We start from the raw sequence: 18,702 nt of genomic DNA, 5'->3' as shown, positions 1-18,702 counted from the left end.
ATTCCTCGATTCATCGACATGGGCCGGCTAGTCCGCCACCGTCGGACGGAGCGTCCCATCGCCGAGCCCACGGAACGCACGCTCGACGAGCTCCTCCCCCAGCGCCGCCGTCTCCCGCAACCCCGCCTCGAAGCTCATCAACCGCCGGAACGCCTCGCCGATGACGCGCTGCTCCTGAAGAGACAGTCGCGGTATGCGGGTCCGCCGGACGTCGAAGCGCCCGCCGAGAGACGATCCACTGGAGCCGCCGCGCTGCGCGCTGCGCAGCGAGCCGGCCAGGAAGTACGGGTCCATTTGCTCAGGGTCGACCCGCAGCAGGTACAGCCGCGGCCCGAGCAGTGGGCCCGCTGCGGTCACGACGTGCACGGCGGGCGCGCGCGGCGCGAGGGGTGTCACCACGTCGCCTGCCCGTAGGGTGACCGCGCCCGGCAGCGCAGCGCCAGTTGCGGAGGCCGGACGGCTGAGGCGTACGTCCTGAGCCGTGAGCACCGGCACGGGTCCGCCCTCCTGCGTGCTCATCTTCATCGGCGCCTGCCGGATGGTGACCGCGCCGATCCTGATCAGCTCGCCGAGGGTGGTCATCGTCGGAGCGTCGGGCCGGGGAGCATCAGTCAGGTCGGGCAGTGTCGGCACGAGAGCCTCGACGGCGGCGGTCAGCGACGCCAGCGCGGACGGGAAGGCGAACGGGGCCGCACCGACAGCATCCAGGTGCCGGGCTGGCGTGAGGTCCACGTCGTCGTCCAACAGGTCGATGACCGGAATCGACCGGCCACCGGCCGGCATCTCGCGTCCGGCCGAGAAGGCGGCCCAAGCATCTTCTGCGCGTGCGGGTTCCGAGGCGGCGTCGACCAGGAGCACCTCGTCCGGACGCCGTGCCCCGTCGGGGCGTTGCAGCAGCCACAGATCGGGTACGACGGATCCGGTCGGTCCGGACGTTGCCCGGCAGATGATCGCCCGCAGCGCACCGGCCCGCAGCAGGTTACTCCGGATGCGTCGGCCGGAACGCCGACCGGCCGCGGCAGGCGGCATGAGGATCGCGACGAGTCCTCCGGGCTCCACGTGGCGAAGACAGTGCTGCACCCAAGCCAGTTCCGGCTCACCGCGCGGCGGCAGGCCGTACTCCCAGCGCGGGTCGCCCGCCAGTTCGTCGCTGCCCCAGGCGCGGTCTGCGAAGGGCGGGTTGCAGACCACCGCGTCGAACAGTTCCCCCACATATGCATCGGCTCGCAGCGAGTCCGACACGGCGACCCGGACATCGCCGGCATGCAGCAGGAGCCGGGCTGCGGCGATGCGCGCCGACGTCCGGTTCGCCTCCTGGCCGCACACGTGCCGGGCACGGCTGTCGGTAGCGGCGAGCAGCAGGGTGCCGATCCCGCAGGCCGGGTCGAGAACGGTTCCCGCCTTCGGAGCGGCGAGCGTGACCATGAGCGAGGCGAACGCCGTCGGTGTGACGGTGTGACGACGCGAGTGGACCTCCAGATAACGCTCGCAGAGGAAGTCGAAGACGGCGCCAGAGCCTTCCTGGTCGGCTGCCTCGGCGGCAAGGCGGACGATGGTCACCGCGTCCGGGTCCGGCACGTCGGTGATGAGGTGGGCGAACTCCGGAACGCCCCTCGCCAGTGCCTCCCGCAGCTGGTCCATCACCACGTCGTCGGGCTGGTCGGCGAGGCTCTTCCATCCGGCCGGATCCCGCTCAAGAAACACCAGGAAGCCACCGAGATAGCCAATCCGGTCGCCCAACTCGAGGTCGGCGGCGGCACCACGCAGGGACTGCCACACCCGGTCCACGGGGGTGAGCTGGAACGGCCTGTCGTGCCGGCTGAGCCACCGCTCGACCTCGGTGAGCGCGAACAGAGGACTCGCGGAGCTGCCGCCGACCGGCTGCGGGAAATCGGGAAAGCGCCGTCGCCAGTTGCTCACCGCCGCCCGCCCGACGCCGGCCAGTCGAGCGATGTCACCGGCGGCCACGGTCGCACCGTCCGACATGGTCACCTCCCCTGCCCGGATGCCTGGAGCCGGGCCAGCAGCCCTCGCGTCTGCAGCTCCGCGATGTGCTCGGCAGCCCGCTTCGGCGCCGTCCCACCGCGTACCAGAAGCCCGGCCTCGATGTTGCGGTTGACCCCGGACTGGGTCAGGTTGGCGCTGGACACCAGCAGCACGCGGCGATCCGCCACGGCGATCTTCGCGTGCATCTTGGCGTGCTCCTCGGTCCTCCGCTCGGCCGGCCAGTGCCACACCTGCACGCCTGCCAGGGTGGCGAAGGCGGCGGCGGGCTCTGCACCGTTCAACGCACCGCGAGCACCGGCCAGGGTTTCGACCACCACCGCCACGGCCACACCACGTGCGACTGCCGCCGTGAGCGCGGCCAGCAGCGGCGGGTAGGGCTTGGCGGAATACGTCATCAGCAGCAGTTCCGCTTGGGCCTCCGCCACCAGGTCGACCAGTACCTGGGCGGTGGCGCGGACCGGTACCGGGTGGGTGCTCGGTCCACTCCACACCGACTCGATCCGTACCGCTGCTGACCGCTGCGCGTGGCCGGCGGCCATCCCGCGCAGGTAGGCCGCCGCCTCAACGCTGGGCAGGCCCGAGGTTCGCTGAGCAGCCAGTACCGCCCCGGCCGCCTCGGCGAAGCCGGGCACCGGTACGGCGTGCCGGACGGCCTGCTCCGGCGAGCCGTCCCCGAGGCGGTCGGCCAGCACCCGCAGATGTCCCGGGCCGAGCCGGTTCACCGCAGCCTCCGCCGCCGCCTCGAACGCCGGGTGCCAGGTCACGGCAGCTCGGGGAAGAGCGCCAGGTCCGGCTTGTCGATCGGTACTACGAACCGCCGGTCCAGGAACCGGTTGCCGCGTTCGCAGGTCGTCTCGGAGACGAACAGGCAGACGTGGCAGGCGGCACCGTGCAGAAAGTCCGCCGGGTCCTGCGGCAGCCGCTCGGCGCAGAGCGGGTCCGATGAGCAGTGCATGGCCTCGGCGAGCGCCCGCCGGGTCAGCCGGGTCAGTGCGTCCGGCTCGGCGAGGGACACTAGCCCGCCGAGGGTGCCCTCGGCGTCCGGCACGGCGGTGTAGATGAGGATGCCCGCGCGTTGCGGGTCGGCCTTGGTGCCGGAGTAGATCCGTTCGGAGAGACTCGCCGAGCTGTATCCACACTCCAGGGAGATGGTGCGGATCAGCAGGTGCGACAGGGTGTGGAGAGCGATGTAGCGCTCCCCCGGCCAGAGGTGCATCGGGTCGAACGGTCCGGCGATCCGGCCGGAGTAGCGGTTCTTTCGGAACCGGGCGTACGCGTCCCGGTGTTCCTGCATGACCTCGGTGTACTCGATCCGCTGCTCCCAGGCGGCGAGCAGGTCCTCGGGCAGGCGCAGGAAGATTCCCTCTCCGCGTACCTCGCTGGCCGGCACCCAGGTCGCCACCCCTTTCGACAGCGACGCGCGAGTGACGAGGTCCGGGTCCTCCGGGTCGGGCGAGTCGAGTCGGGTGAAGCCGACCAGCGCACGGACCTCGCGCAGCCGTTCGGCCTGGATGACGTCGGCGTAGACGTTCTTCAGCTCACCGGGCACGCCGTCGGGGTCGCGGCGGAGGGTGAAGTCGTCCGTGGCCGGCGGCAGTTGCCCGGCGGAGAAGATCTCCCATTCCGGCGTACGCAGGTCCGGGTAGCCCTTCTCCTCCTCACCGCCCTTGGCGCCGGTGCGATGCCGCTCGATCGCCGCCCAGATCTCCTGGTCGCTCCATCTTTCCAGCTCGCGGAACGCCGGCACGACCGTCCGCAGGTACGGCAACATGGCGACGTTGGGAACACCCTCCAGAGCGGCCCAGTGCTGTTCCACCTTGGCCTGGAGTTCGCTCGCGCCGGTGCGCGGCACGGCCAGGGCGGAGAGGGTCTGCGCGAACCACTGGTTGGACGCGCCGACGACCAGTAGCTTCAGCTCGGCACCACCGCAGCCCTTCGGGTCGAAGTCACCCAGGTGCGGCCGACGGCCACGGCAGCGCGGAAGCTTCTCTGCACCTCGTGGACCGAGGACCTCCTTCATGTTGCGGCGGGCACCGCAAGGGGCGCACTTGATCTCGACGTTGGCGCCCAGGTTGCCGCCGCGGTCATCCATCTTCAGCTTCGGATGGCTCGCGTTCGGGCAGGCGCCACCCTGGTGGACGAAGTGGGCGTACGGGAAGTCATCGAGGTGGCCGGCGGTGCAGGCGAGCACGAACCGGGCGCCGACCGCCATCGGTTTGCGCCCCGACTTCTTGCGACTGCACACGGTGTGGAAGAAGCGGGCCTCGTGTGGCTTACGCGGCTTGGAGTTCTCGAAGCCGAAGACGTTCGAGTCAATTGGAGCGAGGTCGTCGCAGGCCGTGCAGCGCAACCACCCGGGAAACGGCATGATCGGCACCCCGACGCGGCCGGCCGGGCCGGTCGGCTCCCGGTCGGTGCCGTCCAGCCACGGCGCCGGACGCAGCTCCTTGACCGAACGCAACCCCAGCGCCCGCACGGCGGCGAGCAGCCGGGGCTCCACGATCTCCTCCCACTGGGGCACGACCGAGTAGTTCCAGTCTTCGAGCCCACGAACCAGAACGGAGAAGTTGGGCAGGTCGACGATCGCGCCGACACCGGTGGTGAACATCAGGTGGCTGGGGCGGACGGCACCGACCCGCCGGAAGTAGTTGGCGGCCATCAGTTGCCCTTCCCGGTCAGCGTCGATTCGCCGAGCTCATCCCCGTCGGGCAGGTCCTCATCCCGTTTGACGTCGGTCTGCGGGCCGAAGGACCACTCCGGCGTCCCGTACTGCGGGTTGAAAATCTCCCCGCCGGCAGGCAGCAGCAGGTTGATCTCGTTCTCGGTCTCCCGCATGGACATGCCGACCGTCAGGCCGGTCCACCGCCCGCCACCGGCCACGGTCAGCAGGCCATCCAGCTTCTGTTGTTTGAACGTCCCCTCCGAGTAGCCGAGCCGGGACGAGCCGGTCTTCTTCTTGTTCCACTCGTCGCGGAGCCGGTTGATCCGCTCCTGGAGGTAGTCGCGACCGCGCGTCCCGCCGATCGCCTCGGCGCGGGTCAACAGCCGGCCGATGACCCGCTGCACCTCCGGACCGTCGAGCGGCACGACGTGGGCGTCGGTGTTGCGGGAGAAGCTGTCCTCACCGTTGCGGACGGCCGCGACGAGGGTAGCGGTGGTGCCCCGGTCCAGCGCCCGCCGCGTGTACGGGGTGACCGACAGCGCCTCCACCTGACGGTAGAAGGTCGCGTGGTAGTACTCGAAGTCCTCGTAGTGGGCCAGGTCCCGCGGCCTGGTCCAGTTGTAGAGGGTGACCACCAGACCGGGGCGTTTGGCGTCACGGCCGACCCGGGAGGACGCCTGGATGTACTCGGCGGTGTTCTTCGGCTGCCCGGTGACGACCATCAGACCGAAGCGGGAGACGTCGACGCCGACCTGGAGCATGGAGGTGGCGAGCACCGCGTCGACGGGCACCCGGTTCTCGTCCTGCCGTCGGTAGAAGCTCTGGGTGACCGGGTGCAGCGACAGCTTCGGGTTCGACGCGGTCTTGGCTTTGAACGCGTCGCGCATGTCCTCCAGCACCGCCCGCCGCCGGGCGGAGGTGTCGAGTTCCGGGTCGAAGCCGTTCTCCAGCCGCTTGAGCACCTCGCTGATGTCGGCGGAGGAGACCCGGGAGGTGAGTTCCTGCACGTTGAGCATCTGGGTGCCGGCGATCCGGTCGGAGAGGCCCTTGCGCCGGCCGTGGCTGCGGACGCGGGTGGTGACCTGGTCGTCGAGGAGGCGACGCATACCGGCCAGCTCGCGGGTGGCGCTGAAGTAGCCGACTGTGGTCATGTACGGGTCGGCCGGCTGCCCGTACGTGTCGAAGAGGGTCTGCCCGGCGATGAGCAGGATCTCCGAGAGGCGGATCTCCGCCGACTTCATCCGGACACCGTGCGCGCAGACACCGAGGTAGCGGCGACCAGGGTTCTGCACGGTCACCGGCACCTGCCGGCTGAAGAACGTGTCGGTGATGTCGATGACCGGCGGCGGGAAGACGGCGAGCTGTCGGCCGAAGACGCCGAGCACCTGTTCCCGGGCCCGCTTGGTGGTCGCCGTGGACGCCACGATCTTCGGCCCGGCCTCGCGACCTCCTGGCAGCGACCAGGTACAGAGCTGGTCGACGGCCGCCTCGAACAGGCCGACGATGGTGCCGAGCGCACCGGAGATGAGGTGCAGCTCGTCCTGGATGATCAGGTCCGGCGGGCGCAGCCGGACGACCGGCTCGCTGGTGACGGCCGGCAGCTTGCCCTTCTTGTTGTGCCGGGCTCCGCAGCCGGTCTTCGCGTCGAGGTCGTCGTGCCGGTAGCCGTGCCGGGGGCAGCGCTCCCGGACCCGGCCGAAGAGCATCCCGGCGAAGCCCCGCCAGGGCAGCTGGGCGAGCTTGTCGACGGTGGCGATAACCAGGCTCGGGGCGTACCGGTAGATTTCCTCGTCGATGGTGAGGATCGGCAGGCCCTCGTTGGAACGGGTCCGGGAGAACGGGCAGGCGTCCGCGCCTTCGGCCTCGGGGCAGAAGACCAGCACCCGCCGCTCGTCCTCGCGGACGGTCAGGTCACGCTCGGCGCGCAGCTTCGACCCGCACCACGGGCAGCTCAACGTCTGCAGGACGTTGGTGAACTTGCCGCTGCCGGCCTCGCGCGCCTCCGCGATCTGCTCGGAGGCTTCGGTGAACCAGTTCGGCGACACCCCGCCACCGACCCAGAGCCCGATCCGGAACGGCTCCTTACCCCAGGTACGCTCCGCCTGTCGACGCAGCACCTCGGCGGCGCAGACCAGGGCGGCGGCCCGCTGGAACTGCTGCGCGGTGAGCAGCCGCAGCGTGTACCGCATCAGCACGGCCACCCCGCCCGCGCCGCTGCGGGCGTCCGCACCGGCACCGACCACGCCCTGGAGGCGGCGAATGGCGAAGGTGAAGGCGGTCAGTCCGAGGTAGGCCTCCGTCTTGCCACCACCGGTGGGGAAGAAGAGCAGGTCGACGGTCGCGTCCCGGTCGGCGGCCCGCTCCGGATGCGCCGGGTCGGTGATCGACGGCAGATTCAGCAGTACGAACGCGAGCTGGAACGGACGCCAGGACGCGGCAGCGGCGCCACGAGCGTCGATGGAGGCCTTGGCCTCGGCGTACGACAGGCCCTGCTCCTCGCGGAGCCGGGCGACCTCGCTGTGTCGACGTTGCAGGGCCATCGCCTCGTTGGCGAAGCGGAACGCGGCGATGGCGTCGGCGTGCTTCTCGGCCTCCGGGTCGGTGAGCAGCGCGACGCCGGCGCGGATCCGCTCGGCTGCGCGGCGCGCGTTGAAGACGGCGGTCACTGCGGCCGGGCGGAGCGGCTCCGGCAGGCCAGGAATCTTGGCCTCCTCGTCGTCGAGCCAGTCCTCGTACCCGTCGGCCAGCGGCGCGAGTCGGGTGCGGAGCCGGTCGATGTCGACGGTGGCGAGGGCGTCCATGGACAGTTCCACGCCGGCCAGGCCGCTGTCCGCGCCGACCTGGGCGACGGTCGCCGGCACGTTGTGGGTGGGCAGCCACGTCGTGGCGAGCTGGTACGCGCACCGCTCGTCCTCGCGCACCGACGGGTGGACGGCGACGTTGCGGCCGGAGGCGTAGCGGCGCTGCGACCGGTAGAGCAGCCGCAGGTGCGTCTCCTCCAGGTCGTCACCGACACCCTGCACCCCGTCCAGCGGGTCGTCGATCGGCAGGAAGACGGCGGCGGCGCCGTCCAGCGCGCTCACCGTCAGGGCGGCCTGGAACAACCAGGCCGTGTCGCCGTTGCTGGTCACCTCGGACTGGGTGTTAATCAAGGCGAGCTGCACCACCCGACTGCCATCGCGCGGCCGAACCTCGACGGCCAGGTGCACGCCCGGCTCGTCCTCATCCGGCACCGTCAGCGGCATCCGGTAGGACGACTCGCTGTCGAGGCGAACCTCCTTCCGGTACGACACCGGCTCGCGATACCAGACTCGGCGCTTCTTGCCCTTCTCGTCCTCAGACTCGCGCAGGTCGTAACGGCCCCAGTCGGCGGTCACGGTGAGGACGTCGACGTCGCCGGGCACGGCGAACGACAGCCCCATGGAGGAGGCCCACATCTTGCCCAGGTTTTGCGGGGTGACGACCTCGGGCAGTTCAGCCTCCGCGCCGTCACCCTGGACGGCGGCGTCCACGTCCGCCACCTCGACCGCCTCACGGCGGTCGGAGCGCGGGCGCTGCTTCGGGCCCAACATGCCGACGAGGTACCGCTCGCGCGGGCCCATCGCACCGGGGCGGAACTCCTCGTGCTCCCCGTCCCAAGGCCCGAGCAGGTCGCGCCCGATCAGCTCCTCCAACTCGTCCCGCACCTGGTAGGAGGTCGTATCTGGGAACTCCTGCGGTACGTCGAGCGGCTGAACCAAGGCGAGCTGCTCGGTGTCATCCCTGCCCAACAGAGACAATGCCTGCTGCTCACCCCGGGGGTGCGGGAAGAGCCCGCCCTGTACGTCGACCATCAGATCAGCGTCCCCTGTTCTCCGTTGGTGGATTTGCTCCGACCCGACCTCTTCTTGTCGTGCAGACCCTGTGCCTTCTCTTCCTTGTAGCGCTGGTGGTTCAGCTCCAACAGTCGGTTGAGGACCTCGCGTTGGACAGTCGGGCCGAATGTGTAGCGGGTGTAAGCGCCGGGCTTGTGAAAGCCGTGGTCGAGGCCCTGCGTCACAAGATCGTCCCAGCCGTAAGCGCGACAGACCGCCTCGTCAATATCACGGTGGATACGCCGCAACTCCACAATGTCCTCGTCGTGACAATTTGGGGCGAAAACCGAGTTGTAGGTAGTCGTTAACCCCTGACGGCTCAGCATCACATCCCGCCGGTACGTGTCTAGCCGATTTCCCAGCTCCCGCATCTCCGGCGTCAGCTCTGGCATCGAGAAGGTTTCGAAGACGTCGGACGGGGAGTAGTTAGGTACTCCGCCAACACCTCTTCTTGACGTCTGGCCTAAGAACCAAAGGTAATGCAGGTTACTCGACAGCATGGAAAGTAATGCATAGTCCTGGGAACAGAAGACAGCCAACTTGTGAGAGAAAACCTGACCGGTTGGCACCCTCACAGGCATCAGCGTTCTGCTCACTAAGGCAAGCACAATAACCTGCTCCAAGCCCGCCACACCTTCTACGAGACCTCTCCGATACTCGGAGTACTGCCACCATCGCTCGCGCCTCGACTTTTGCTTGTTCTTGACACGTTCAGGCAGCACCAACCGGCGCACCCGGTCATAGCACTCGGGATAATCAGCAGCGTGCTCCTCTGACCAGTCGTGGAAGTTGATGACCCACCGACTTGCAGACGCATCAGGTCTGCTATTGACATCTTGGCCACCAAGGAAAGGAGCAAGAACCTCCGAGTTAACCTCACTCTTCTCAATCAACTGCTTTGCCCACTCAGGATCTACGACAAAACCAGACCCCAGGACATTAAACCCCTGAAAAGCTTTCGCCTTATTCGATGCAAGGCGAAATGGCTGACCCACTACTTGCGATACCGATTCGAGAGAAGTCGTGATTTTGGAGACAGCATTTCCATCCGCGAGCCTGCCCGCCTCTGGCGTGAGACTTGCTCTGCTAACCCAAATAGCGCAATACTCAAGCGACGCACCCCTCGAAGGCCATGGCTTGCTCTTCACCGCTTGCCGTATCTCAAGACCGTCAGAGACGATCTGATCGAGGCCAACTCGTCGAGTGTCCCCCTCCGCAAGAGTACTTGTCGCAACAATTCCAAGTTGCCCGTCGCTGTTAAGGACTGACGCAGATCGGCACACAAAATAGGCAACAAGGTCTGCCGTTCCACGAATGCCTCGTACTCCCCTACCTAGATGAGCCACTAGATAGTCGCGATAGGCGCGCCCAACAGCCTCAGCAATCTTCAACCCACCGAAAAACGGAGGATTGCCGATGATAGCGTCAAAGCCGCCTTGCTCGAAAACTTCGGGGAAGAACAAAGGCCAATGCAATGGTCGGCGGTCGAACGATCCTGACACATGGTCGGTGGCGAGCCATCGTGCACCCTGATCGCTGGCCGCGTTCTCATCCACATTACCGGCAGCGACATCGTTGGCGGCCTTGGCCGACGCCACTGAGCCAGAATTCAAACCCGGCTCGCCCTTGCCGACGTTGGCAAGTGCGGAACCAACTGCCAAGTCGGCGAAAAGACGCAGTTGCTTCGTCTTGTCTTGCGCAACTCGAAGCAGCTCGCGCTTTCGGGCCAACCCCATCACTGGGTCATTGCCGAGCGAAGTATCTGCAATCTTCCGGCGATGCCCAGCCGCCGCAGCCACCAGAGACCGCACCCCCGACGTCCAGTCCCACAGGGCTCCCTCGTGGACTTTGCGACCCTGCTTCGGGTCCAAATGCATGTATTCGAGCTGCTCTAGGGATGTGATGCCGAGCAGAGAATCTCCGTTGACGAGGCGGTCGTCGAGGAAGGTGAAGGGACGCTGCGGGTCCATGGAGACCAGCCAGAGCGACAGCTTCGCCATCTCCACGGCCATCGGGTTGATGTCCACCCCGTAGAGGCAGTGCTCGATTACCTGCCGTCGCGCCTCCACTACGAGCGGGTCCTCGTCCGCGTCCACCGGCCGATCAACCCCACGCTGCTGGTAGGCGAGCGCCCGCTCGTCACCCTCGCGGGACCACGCCTCGATCAGGTGACCGGCAAGGTAGCGTGCGGCGGCTACCAGGAACGCCGCCGAGCCCATGGCGATGTCGGCGACCTTAAGTGCCAGGATCTCCTTGCTTGACTTCGGTTTCCATTGCGATTTGTCCGCCGTCTGCAACGGCCCCGGCTCGTAGACCAGCGGCTCCAGCGCCCCCTCGACCACCTCCTCTGCCAGGAAGCGCGGCGTGTAGTGAGTACCGGTGTTGCGGCGGAGCGTCGACTCGGTGACGAAGAGCGCGCCCGGCAGGATCACCACGGGCAGACCGCGCAGGTCTTCCCGAATGATGCCGGCGAAGGGCAGCAGCCGCTCGGAGAGCGGATAGTCGCCCCCGGTGACGGCGAGCAGCTTCTTGCGCGCCTCCTCTCGCTCCACCCCGTCCAGCGGGGCCAGCTTCTTGGTCAACGCCGGGACTGAGCCGATCTTCGAGTCCTTGTACTTCTCGGCGAGCGCCTTAGCCAGCGCCGGCACGTCATCAACCTGCCGCGCAGCGGCTTCCAGGTCGGTGAGCCGGACTTCCTCCTCCAGCCCCTCCTTGCCGATCAGCCCGACCGTCACGTCCTCGGCGCGGAAGCCCTCGAAGGAGAGCAAGCCCTCGTAGACGTACCCGATCTGCTCGACGCCGAGGGTGCGAAAGCTCACCGTTCGGCGCTCCCGCGACCGACCGGCGCCAACCTCGACGTACTGCACCGACCGCAGCATGTGCAGCACGGTGCGGTCGTCGATGGTGAGCGGCAGCCACGGGGTGGCTTCCGGGTCGAAGAGCGATCCGTCGTGGCCGTGCATGATGAGCCGGGGGTGGTCGACGCCGCGGTAGACGGCGTTGAAGAGGGCGAGCAGCCGGTGCCAGGCGGCGGAGCTGTGCTCCAGGTCCTCCTCGCTGCCCTCGATGACCCGCTGCTCCAGCTCGGCGCAGAGCCGTCCCGCCGAGTACGCCGCCGCATACAGCTCGTTGTCGGCGGGGAGCAGCTTGCGCTCCTCGGCGAAGAGCAGGAAGACGATCCGCATCATCACCGCAACCGCGCCGCGGTAGACCTCGTGCGCGTCGACGTCCTGGAGGCCGCGCCCGCCGAGGTCCCGGTCCCGGACGTCGGTGCGGCCCATGGCGGCCACCAGCAGTTCGACGGCCTGGCGGACCTGGACGCCGAGCGCCTCGGTGATCTCCTCCTGACTGCCGAGGCTTGCCCGCAGCAGCGGCACCAGCCGCTCGGCGTCGGGGACGCCGAAGAACCGGTGCCGGGAGAGCAGCGAGGTGAACGCGCGGACCACGTCGCGCTCGGCCGCCTCCGGCCACGCCACGGCGTCGAAGACGGCGGTGGTGGTGACGCCGCCGCGCGGCGCCCAGACCAGCGTCCACCAGCGGCCGTCGGTAACCAGGCCCAGCTCGATGTTGTGGTGCCGGCACAGGTGGGCGAGCCGGTCGACCGGGGTCGCCGCCCATGCGGAATCACGAATCCGGGCGGTCGGCTGGCTGCCGGCCGGGCAGACCAACCCCAGCATTCGTACGCTGTCGGGCTTGATCTCCTCCCCCGGCTCGACGAGCGCGAACGACGGGCGCAGCTCGGTGTCGTGCTCCGCGACGGTGTGCGCGAGCGTGTCGAGGCCGTCGGTGTGCAGGACGTCGCCCCAGCCGAGCAGCTCACTCAGCACGTACCCGATCCAGGTCTGCTGGCCCGCGGCGGTGTCGGCCTGCCAGGTGGCGTGCTCCTGGCGCAGTCGCTCGCGGGTCTTCTTGTCGAGGGCGTCCAGGGTCGGCCAGGTGCCGCGGAGCACCGGCAGGCTGAGGAACGGCCCGCTGACCTCGACCAGGCTCAGCCAGTTGCGGTGCTGCTCGGCGCCGTCGAGCGCGGGACGTCGGAAGGTGCGGCTCATCGGATGGCCTCCCGCTTCGGTACGACGAAGACCACGGCCACCGGGAACCGGTGCGGCTTCGGGTCTCGGTAGCGGGCCGCGACGGCCGCGAGTTCGCGGTCGCGCTCGACTTCCAGGGCCGACAAGCGTTCCTCCCAGGATTGACGGTCCTTGCGGTACTGCGCCAGTTCTTCCTTGCTCTTCGCGGCGACGGCGACGCTGAACAGCGCGTCCTCGGCGTCGTCGTCGGCGAGCGCGCCGCGCAGGGTGGCGGCGAACTGGTCGAGGTTGTCGACGATGCGCTGCTGCTCAGCTGCCTGCCGCTGGTCGAGCTTGCGCTTCAGGGACTCGTAGCGGGTGGCGGTGCGCCAATCGATGGCGGCGAGCAGGCCGTCGGCGACGCGGGGCCAACGCTCTGCGAGCCGGGCCTCAACCAGGCCGGAGGCCGCGCTGCCGGTGGTGATCGCCCGGTCGAGGATGCCGCCGAGGGTGCCGAGGTTGTCCAGCCGGCGGAACCGGCCGTGCTCGGGTGCCCAACCACCGGCGTAGAGGACCTCCTCGTGCAACCGCACGCCGTCGGTGCCAACCAGCACAAACCGGGAGTACGCCCCGACCAGCACATCCTCCAGTGCCGGGTCGTCGCTGACCACGGCGGTGACCCGGTGCAGCCCGATGTCCGGGTTGGAGACGGCGGCGCGCAGCAGCCGGGTCGACATGGCGACCAGCGGGTGGTTGAGGTGGGCGAGCACGATCTCGTCCTGCCCCTTCGCCACCGCCGGCTCGAAGGTGACCGGCAGTTGTCGGGGCGGCTCGTCGTCGCGCTGCAGTTTCGCGGTCAGCCCGGCGGCAGCCCGCTGCCAGGAACCGGTCAGTGGCGGGACGGTGTAGAGGCCGTTGACCAGGTGCCGGTCATCGATGTGCCGCTTCAGCGGCTGCTGACGGGCCAGTTCTAGCGCCGTGTCAACGACCCGCTTGACGGCCGGCGGCGTGATGCCGAGTTCCTCGACGGTCTTGTCCAGCTCCGACCGGAGCCGGACGACCTGCTCGCGCAGGTTGGCCTCGGTTGGCAGGCTGCGGGTGCTCTTGGCCTTGCCCGCCTTGTCGATGTCCACGGTGACCTGCTCGCCGAGCATCCGGCGCTGCACGGCCTCGGCGAGCACAGCATTGACCGAACCGAGGTCGGCCTCCATCCGGGCCACCTTCGTGGCGACCCGGGACAGGAACTCCAGGTCCGCCTCGTAGGAGTCGACGGCCTTGCCGAAGCCGCTGCCCACGAAGTGCTTGATCTCGGGCGCGATGGTCTGTCCGTACCGGTCGACCCGACCGATCCGCTGCTCCAGCTTGTTCGGGTTGAACGGGATGTCGTAGTTGACCAGCCGGTGGCAGTACTTCTGCAGGTCGATGCCCTCGCTGGCGGCGTCGGTAGCGAGCAGGATGCGCACCGGCTGCTTCGTCGGGTCGGCCTGGAAAGCCAGCCGCAGCTGCTCCCGCTCCTCGGCGGGCGTACCGCCGTGCAGCAGCACGAGCCCCTGCCCGGCCAGACCCTCCTGGCGGAGCAGCTCGGCCAGCCAAATCTGGGTGTCGCGGTATTCCGTGAAGACCACGACGCGCTCGTTGGTCCAGTGCCGGCCATCCGGCTTGCAGACCGCGCTCAGGTAGGTGATCAGCTCGCGGGCCTTGGCGTCCGGAAGCGCCGCCTTCCCCTCGGCCCACTGGTGCATCTTCTCCAGCAGGGCCATCTCGTCGGCGGTGGCGTCGGGCTGCATGGCCCGGGTCCGGCCGAGCGCGTCGTCCTCGGCCTCGGCGAGCTGGTCGTCGGCGTAGGTGGCGACGTCGTCGAAGAAGTCCTCCATCCACTCCGGCACGTCGTCATCGGCCGGCAGGACGGCGGGTGCCTTGCGACTCCGCAGAGTCTCCAGGTAGACGCCGACGGTGTGCGCGAACGCGGCGGGGCTGGAGAAGAGCCGCTTCTTGAGCAGCAGCGTCACCAGGTCGGTCGCCTTGCGTCCCCGCTGGGAGTTCAGTCGCTTACGTCGCAGCTCGGCGAACTCCGTGAGCAGGGCATGGATCTGCCGCTCGCTCTCCGGGTAGGTGACCGGGATCGCGGTGGCGACTCGCTCCACGAAGCGGGGCTTTCCGTCGGCGTCCGTGACGTCGCGCTTGAGCCGCCGGACGACCGTGTCCCGCACCGCGGACTGGTCCGGCTCAACACCCCGGGCGAACCGCTGGTTGTCGAGGATTTCCAGCAGCGCGGTGAACGACGCCTGGTAGCCGTTGTGCGGGGTGGCGGAGAGGAACAGCCGGTGGGTGAAGTGCGGCGCCAGCCGGCGGATCAACTTCGTCTGCTGCGAGTCGACCGCGTAGACCTGCTTGGGCGCGGCCGGGGCGACGTGGTGCGCCTCGTCGAGGATCAGCAGGTCAAAGGTGCGCGGGTAGGTAGGGCCATCGGCGGGCAGCACCTCGTCGAGCAGGCGCTGCGCCTTCTGCCCCCGCAGCCACGGCAGGCTGATGATGCTCAGCGGGTAGACCTCGAACGGGTTCGCCGCCGAGCCGTGGGTCCGGCGGACCGTGGCGCAGCGTTCGGCGTCGATGATGGTGAAGTCGAGGCCGAACTTCTCGGCCATCTCGTCGCGCCACTTGAGGGTCAGACCGGCCGGGCAGACGATCATGATGCGGCGGGCCCGCTGGCGCAGCAGCAACTCCTGGGCGACCAGGCCGGCCTCGATGGTCTTGCCTAGGCCGACGTCGTCGGCGAGCAGCAGGTTGACGCGGGGCGCGTCGACCGCGCGGGCCACCGGCTCCAGCTGGTAGTCCTCGATCGCGACACCCGAGCGGAACGGTGACTGCAGCGTCTTCACGTCGGCCGAGGTGACCGCCGACCAGCGCACGGCGTCGAGGAAGGCGGCCAGCCGCTGCGGCGAGTCGAATTTCCCCTCGGTGACGTCAGGCAGCGATCCGCTGGGCAGCACCTGGCGCCCCGGTTCGACCTCCCAGATGACGTCCAGGTGGTGCCCGTAACGGCCGTCCTCGACGCTCTGCAGGCTGACCAGGCTGCTGTGCTCGCCGTCCTGCACGTCGCTGACCACCCAGCGCTGGCCGCGTACCGCGACCAGGGCGCCGATCGCCGGCTTCGCCGTCGTCACGCTCGGCATCGTTCCCCCATTGTTGGTTCCCCCACTCGAATCCGACCCGCACCGTACGCCCGCGCTGACAGGGCCGGAGCCCGCCGAAAGGCTTGTTTGTTCACTTCACAACCCGGCAGCGAATAGGAAGGAAATCACTCGGCTGCCGTCCCGTCAATCGGACTCGTCAGTCAGTTACGCGACACTGTTGCGCCGGGCGGTTCGCCAGGCCCGCCTCGAAAGAGCAGCAGCTCCACCAGCTCCGGCGTCCATCGCGCACCCGACTCCGACAACTGACCCGCCGCCCGGCACATGAAGGCCAGGTAGATCTGATAGCGCAGGGACGACCAGCGCGGTCCTCGCCAGAGCCACCGGGCGGCGGGGCCATTCACCGCGTACGGCTGGTCGGCTCGTCGTTTCCAGCAGTCACGCATCTGTCCTGCCAGCCGAGCGTCGAGGATCAGTGCGCCGCTCCGTGCGTTGTCGGCCCTGCTCGCGAAGTAGAGGAACTTCGTGAAGAAGGCGGGGCCGAACCCGCGGACGGGTGCGACCCTCAACAGCAACTCGTAGGAGGCACGGGCGCCCTGCTGGTCGAGGGCATCGACGGCAGCTGCCAGCCGGTTCCCTACCTCAGTCAGTGGAAGTCCCGGGAAGGATCCTCTGCCGTTCAGGATCCAGGAGAGCCGGGTCGGGCCAAACCCCCGCGTGCCCCAACCCCAGGCGAAGGAGGTGACGAGGAGCGGCAGCCAGGCCCCGCTTACGCGACACTCTCGCGCCACGTCCGTCACCGTACGTCGAGTCAGCGACAGGCGCGCCTGACCTTCGGTCTCGAAGGGCAGGTGCTCGCCGAACCTGGCCCAGCGTGCCGGCACGACGTCGATCGTGTGCCTGTCGACCAGTTCCTCAGCGCTGCGTGGCCCGCCCCCACACCGGGCCTCCCACTCGCGGCGCTGCCGCCTGAGCCAGTCCTGCTCTTCGGCGGCGAGGCCCCACTCCACCACGCCCCTGTCGTAGTCCGACGCGTCGCGGGGAAGCACGTTCCGGTAGTCGCAGGGTTGCTCCCCCGCCCGGTCCTCTGGGTTTGCGCTCACCTTCCACCGCCCTCGGGCCGAAGGGTGCCGGCGGCCAGTCCGTCCGCGGTGAGCCGCACCAACTCGGCACTGAGCGACCGCACCTCCGCCACAGCCGATTCGAACCTGACGAGCCGTTGGAACACCTCTCCAAGCGCTCTCTGCTCTTCCAGTGGCAGCCGTCGGATCTGGGCTCGCCGGATGTCGATGCGGGTACCCGACAGGCTCGTCGTCTGCTTGTCGTTGACGGAGCTGTGTAACTGCCCGGCCAGAAACCACGGGTCCAGCGCGGCCGGATGGGGGCGCAAGAGGTAGAGGTTGCTGCCGAGCAGCATCCCCTCGGACATGATCACCCGCGCGATCAGGTGGCGTGTCGCCCCCGGCACCACCACGTCCCCCATCAGCAGCGGCACCCGTTCCGGCATGGTGCCGTCATCGGCGCCGGACGCCTCGGTAGCGCCGATCACATCTTGGGCGGTGAGAACGGGTGTGTCGTCCGGCGCGCCAGCCGCGCCGTTCTGACTCGTGCTTGACGACGGACGGATCGGGCCGATCACTTGCAGGGCTCCGGTGCGAACCAGTTCGGCGATGGAGAGTGGCGGTTGCGGGGAGGTGCCGTCCAGTGCCGGCTCAACCCGTGGCATCAACGCTGGCAGATCGCCGACGACGGCCGTGAGGCGCTTCGTCATGTGTACCAGCAGCTTGCCGGTCGGCTCGGTCTTGACGGCGAGTTGTCGGCGGGCGGGAGTCAGGTCGACGTCCTCGTCGAAGAACTCGATCAGCGGAACCGTACGCGCGAAGCCGGCTTCCTCCACCTCTGCCGCCGGAGCCTCGGCGAATGCCCGCCAGACGGTCAGGATGCGCGGGAAGACCTTGGCCGGCTCCGCATCGGCCGCGTCGATCAACAGCGCGTGTGTCGGCGCTTGAGCGTCCGTCGCGGCGCGGCGCAAGACCCACAGGTGCAGGGGTACGCCGTGCGGCGCGGCCGCCCCTGGCGGAAGGGCGACCACTGCGCGAAGGTGACCCTGACGTAGCAACTCCTGGCGGATCCGCTTGCCGGCCCGCCGGCTCGCCACCGTGGGCGGCATCAGCAGGACGGCATGCCCGCCCACCCGGAGGTGGGCGAGGGCGTGCTGAACCCAGGCCAGCTCAGGTTCGGTGCGGGGTGTCGTGCCCACGATCCAGCGCGGATCGTGACCGAGTTCGGCGTCGCCCCAGTTGGTGGCGCCGAACGGTGGGTGGCAGACGACGGCGTCGACGGCGCGACCGGCGAACGCGTCGGAACGCAGCGAGTCCCCGGGGCACACCTCGCCGGGCACCTCGCGCAGGGCGAGCGAGAGCCCGGCGAGCTTGGCGAGGTCCGGGTCGAGTTCCTGCCCGTACGCCGAGGTGCAGCCGGCGCGCGCGGCGGCCCGCAGGAGGGCGCCGGTGCCGGCAGCCGGGTCGAGGACGGAACCGCCGCCGACCTCGGCGAGCCCAACCATCAGGTCGGCGAGCTCGTCAGGGGTGGCGTATGGGCGGCCCGGGCCGGGGGCGGAGAACCGCCGCCACAGCTCGTCGAAGGCGCCTTGAGGGCCGAGTTCGTCGGCGAGGGCGTCGACGTCGGGCAGCAGGGCGGCGAGGTGGGCGTTGGCGCGGCCAGGCGCCGGGCGGTCGCCGCGGTGCCGGGAGAGCAGCAGGGCGCCGACGGCGGCGAGCGCGGCGGCGGGGGTCTCATTCGGGGCGGCGAGGTGTTGCCAGAGCCGGTCGGCGCGGGACAGCTCGGGGAGCTTGCCCTGATCACGTAGCCACTGCTCGACCTGGGTCAGATCAAACTCGGGGCTGGCGGTGGTGCCGCCCACAGGGGGTGGGAAGTCGGGGTGCCGCTTGCGCCAGTTACTGACCGCGGCGCGACCGACCCCGGCGAGCCGAGCGATCTCTGCGGCGGTGACGGTCGGTGTCTTCACGTACGAAGCTTCG

The 18,702-nt window shown here is 69.0% G+C and carries 8 protein-coding genes; all 8 read right to left on the bottom strand.

Going from position 1 to position 18,702, the window contains the following annotated elements:
* Nucleotides 1–27: 27 nt before the first annotated feature.
* The 8 genes from RM555_RS25265 to RM555_RS25230 all read right to left on the bottom strand — a co-directional run bounded on the left by RM555_RS25265 (nt 28) and on the right by RM555_RS25230 (nt 18,689).
* Complete coding sequence (locus tag RM555_RS25265; RefSeq protein WP_311414077.1) at nt 28–1,986, bottom strand: HsdM family class I SAM-dependent methyltransferase; 1,959 nt, start codon at nt 1,984–1,986, stop codon at nt 28–30.
* Between the two features lie 2 nt (nt 1,987–1,988).
* Complete coding sequence (gene drmC / locus RM555_RS25260; protein WP_311414076.1) at nt 1,989–2,771, bottom strand: DISARM system phospholipase D-like protein DrmC; 783 nt, start codon at nt 2,769–2,771, stop codon at nt 1,989–1,991.
* Nucleotides 2,768–4,666, bottom strand: coding sequence for a DUF1998 domain-containing protein (locus tag RM555_RS25255; RefSeq protein ID WP_311414075.1), 1,899 nt, complete (start codon nt 4,664–4,666; stop codon nt 2,768–2,770). Before RM555_RS25255 ends, drmC begins: the two co-directional genes overlap by 4 nt.
* Nucleotides 4,666–8,502 (bottom strand): DISARM system helicase DrmA, encoded by a 3,837-nt coding sequence (gene drmA / locus RM555_RS25250; RefSeq protein ID WP_311414074.1) that lies wholly within the window; start codon nt 8,500–8,502, stop codon nt 4,666–4,668. The genes RM555_RS25255 and drmA overlap by 1 nt, the downstream gene beginning before the upstream one ends.
* Nucleotides 8,502–12,572 carry an Eco57I restriction-modification methylase domain-containing protein gene (locus tag RM555_RS25245; RefSeq protein WP_311414073.1) on the bottom strand — a complete coding sequence of 1,357 codons (4,071 nt, stop codon included), beginning with the start codon at nt 12,570–12,572 and terminating at the stop codon, nt 8,502–8,504. The genes drmA and RM555_RS25245 overlap by 1 nt, the downstream gene beginning before the upstream one ends.
* Complete coding sequence (gene drmD / locus RM555_RS25240; RefSeq protein WP_311414072.1) at nt 12,569–15,694, bottom strand: DISARM system SNF2-like helicase DrmD; 3,126 nt, start codon at nt 15,692–15,694, stop codon at nt 12,569–12,571. Before drmD ends, RM555_RS25245 begins: the two co-directional genes overlap by 4 nt.
* A gap of 170 nt (nt 15,695–15,864) precedes the next feature.
* A complete protein-coding gene (locus tag RM555_RS25235) occupies nt 15,865–16,764 on the bottom strand; it encodes an 8-oxoguanine DNA glycosylase OGG fold protein (protein WP_311414071.1) in 900 nt (299 codons plus the stop codon).
* Nucleotides 16,761–18,689, bottom strand: coding sequence for an N-6 DNA methylase (locus tag RM555_RS25230; protein ID WP_311414070.1), 1,929 nt, complete (start codon nt 18,687–18,689; stop codon nt 16,761–16,763). Before RM555_RS25230 ends, RM555_RS25235 begins: the two co-directional genes overlap by 4 nt.
* Nucleotides 18,690–18,702: the final 13 nt, after the last annotated feature.

Source organism: Micromonospora reichwaldensis, from assembly GCF_031845925.1.
In the GTDB taxonomy this organism is placed as follows: domain Bacteria; phylum Actinomycetota; class Actinomycetes; order Mycobacteriales; family Micromonosporaceae; genus Micromonospora; species Micromonospora reichwaldensis.
The sequence above is the reverse complement of the archived record's forward strand: the minus strand, read 5'-3'. Positions and strand labels throughout refer to the sequence as shown.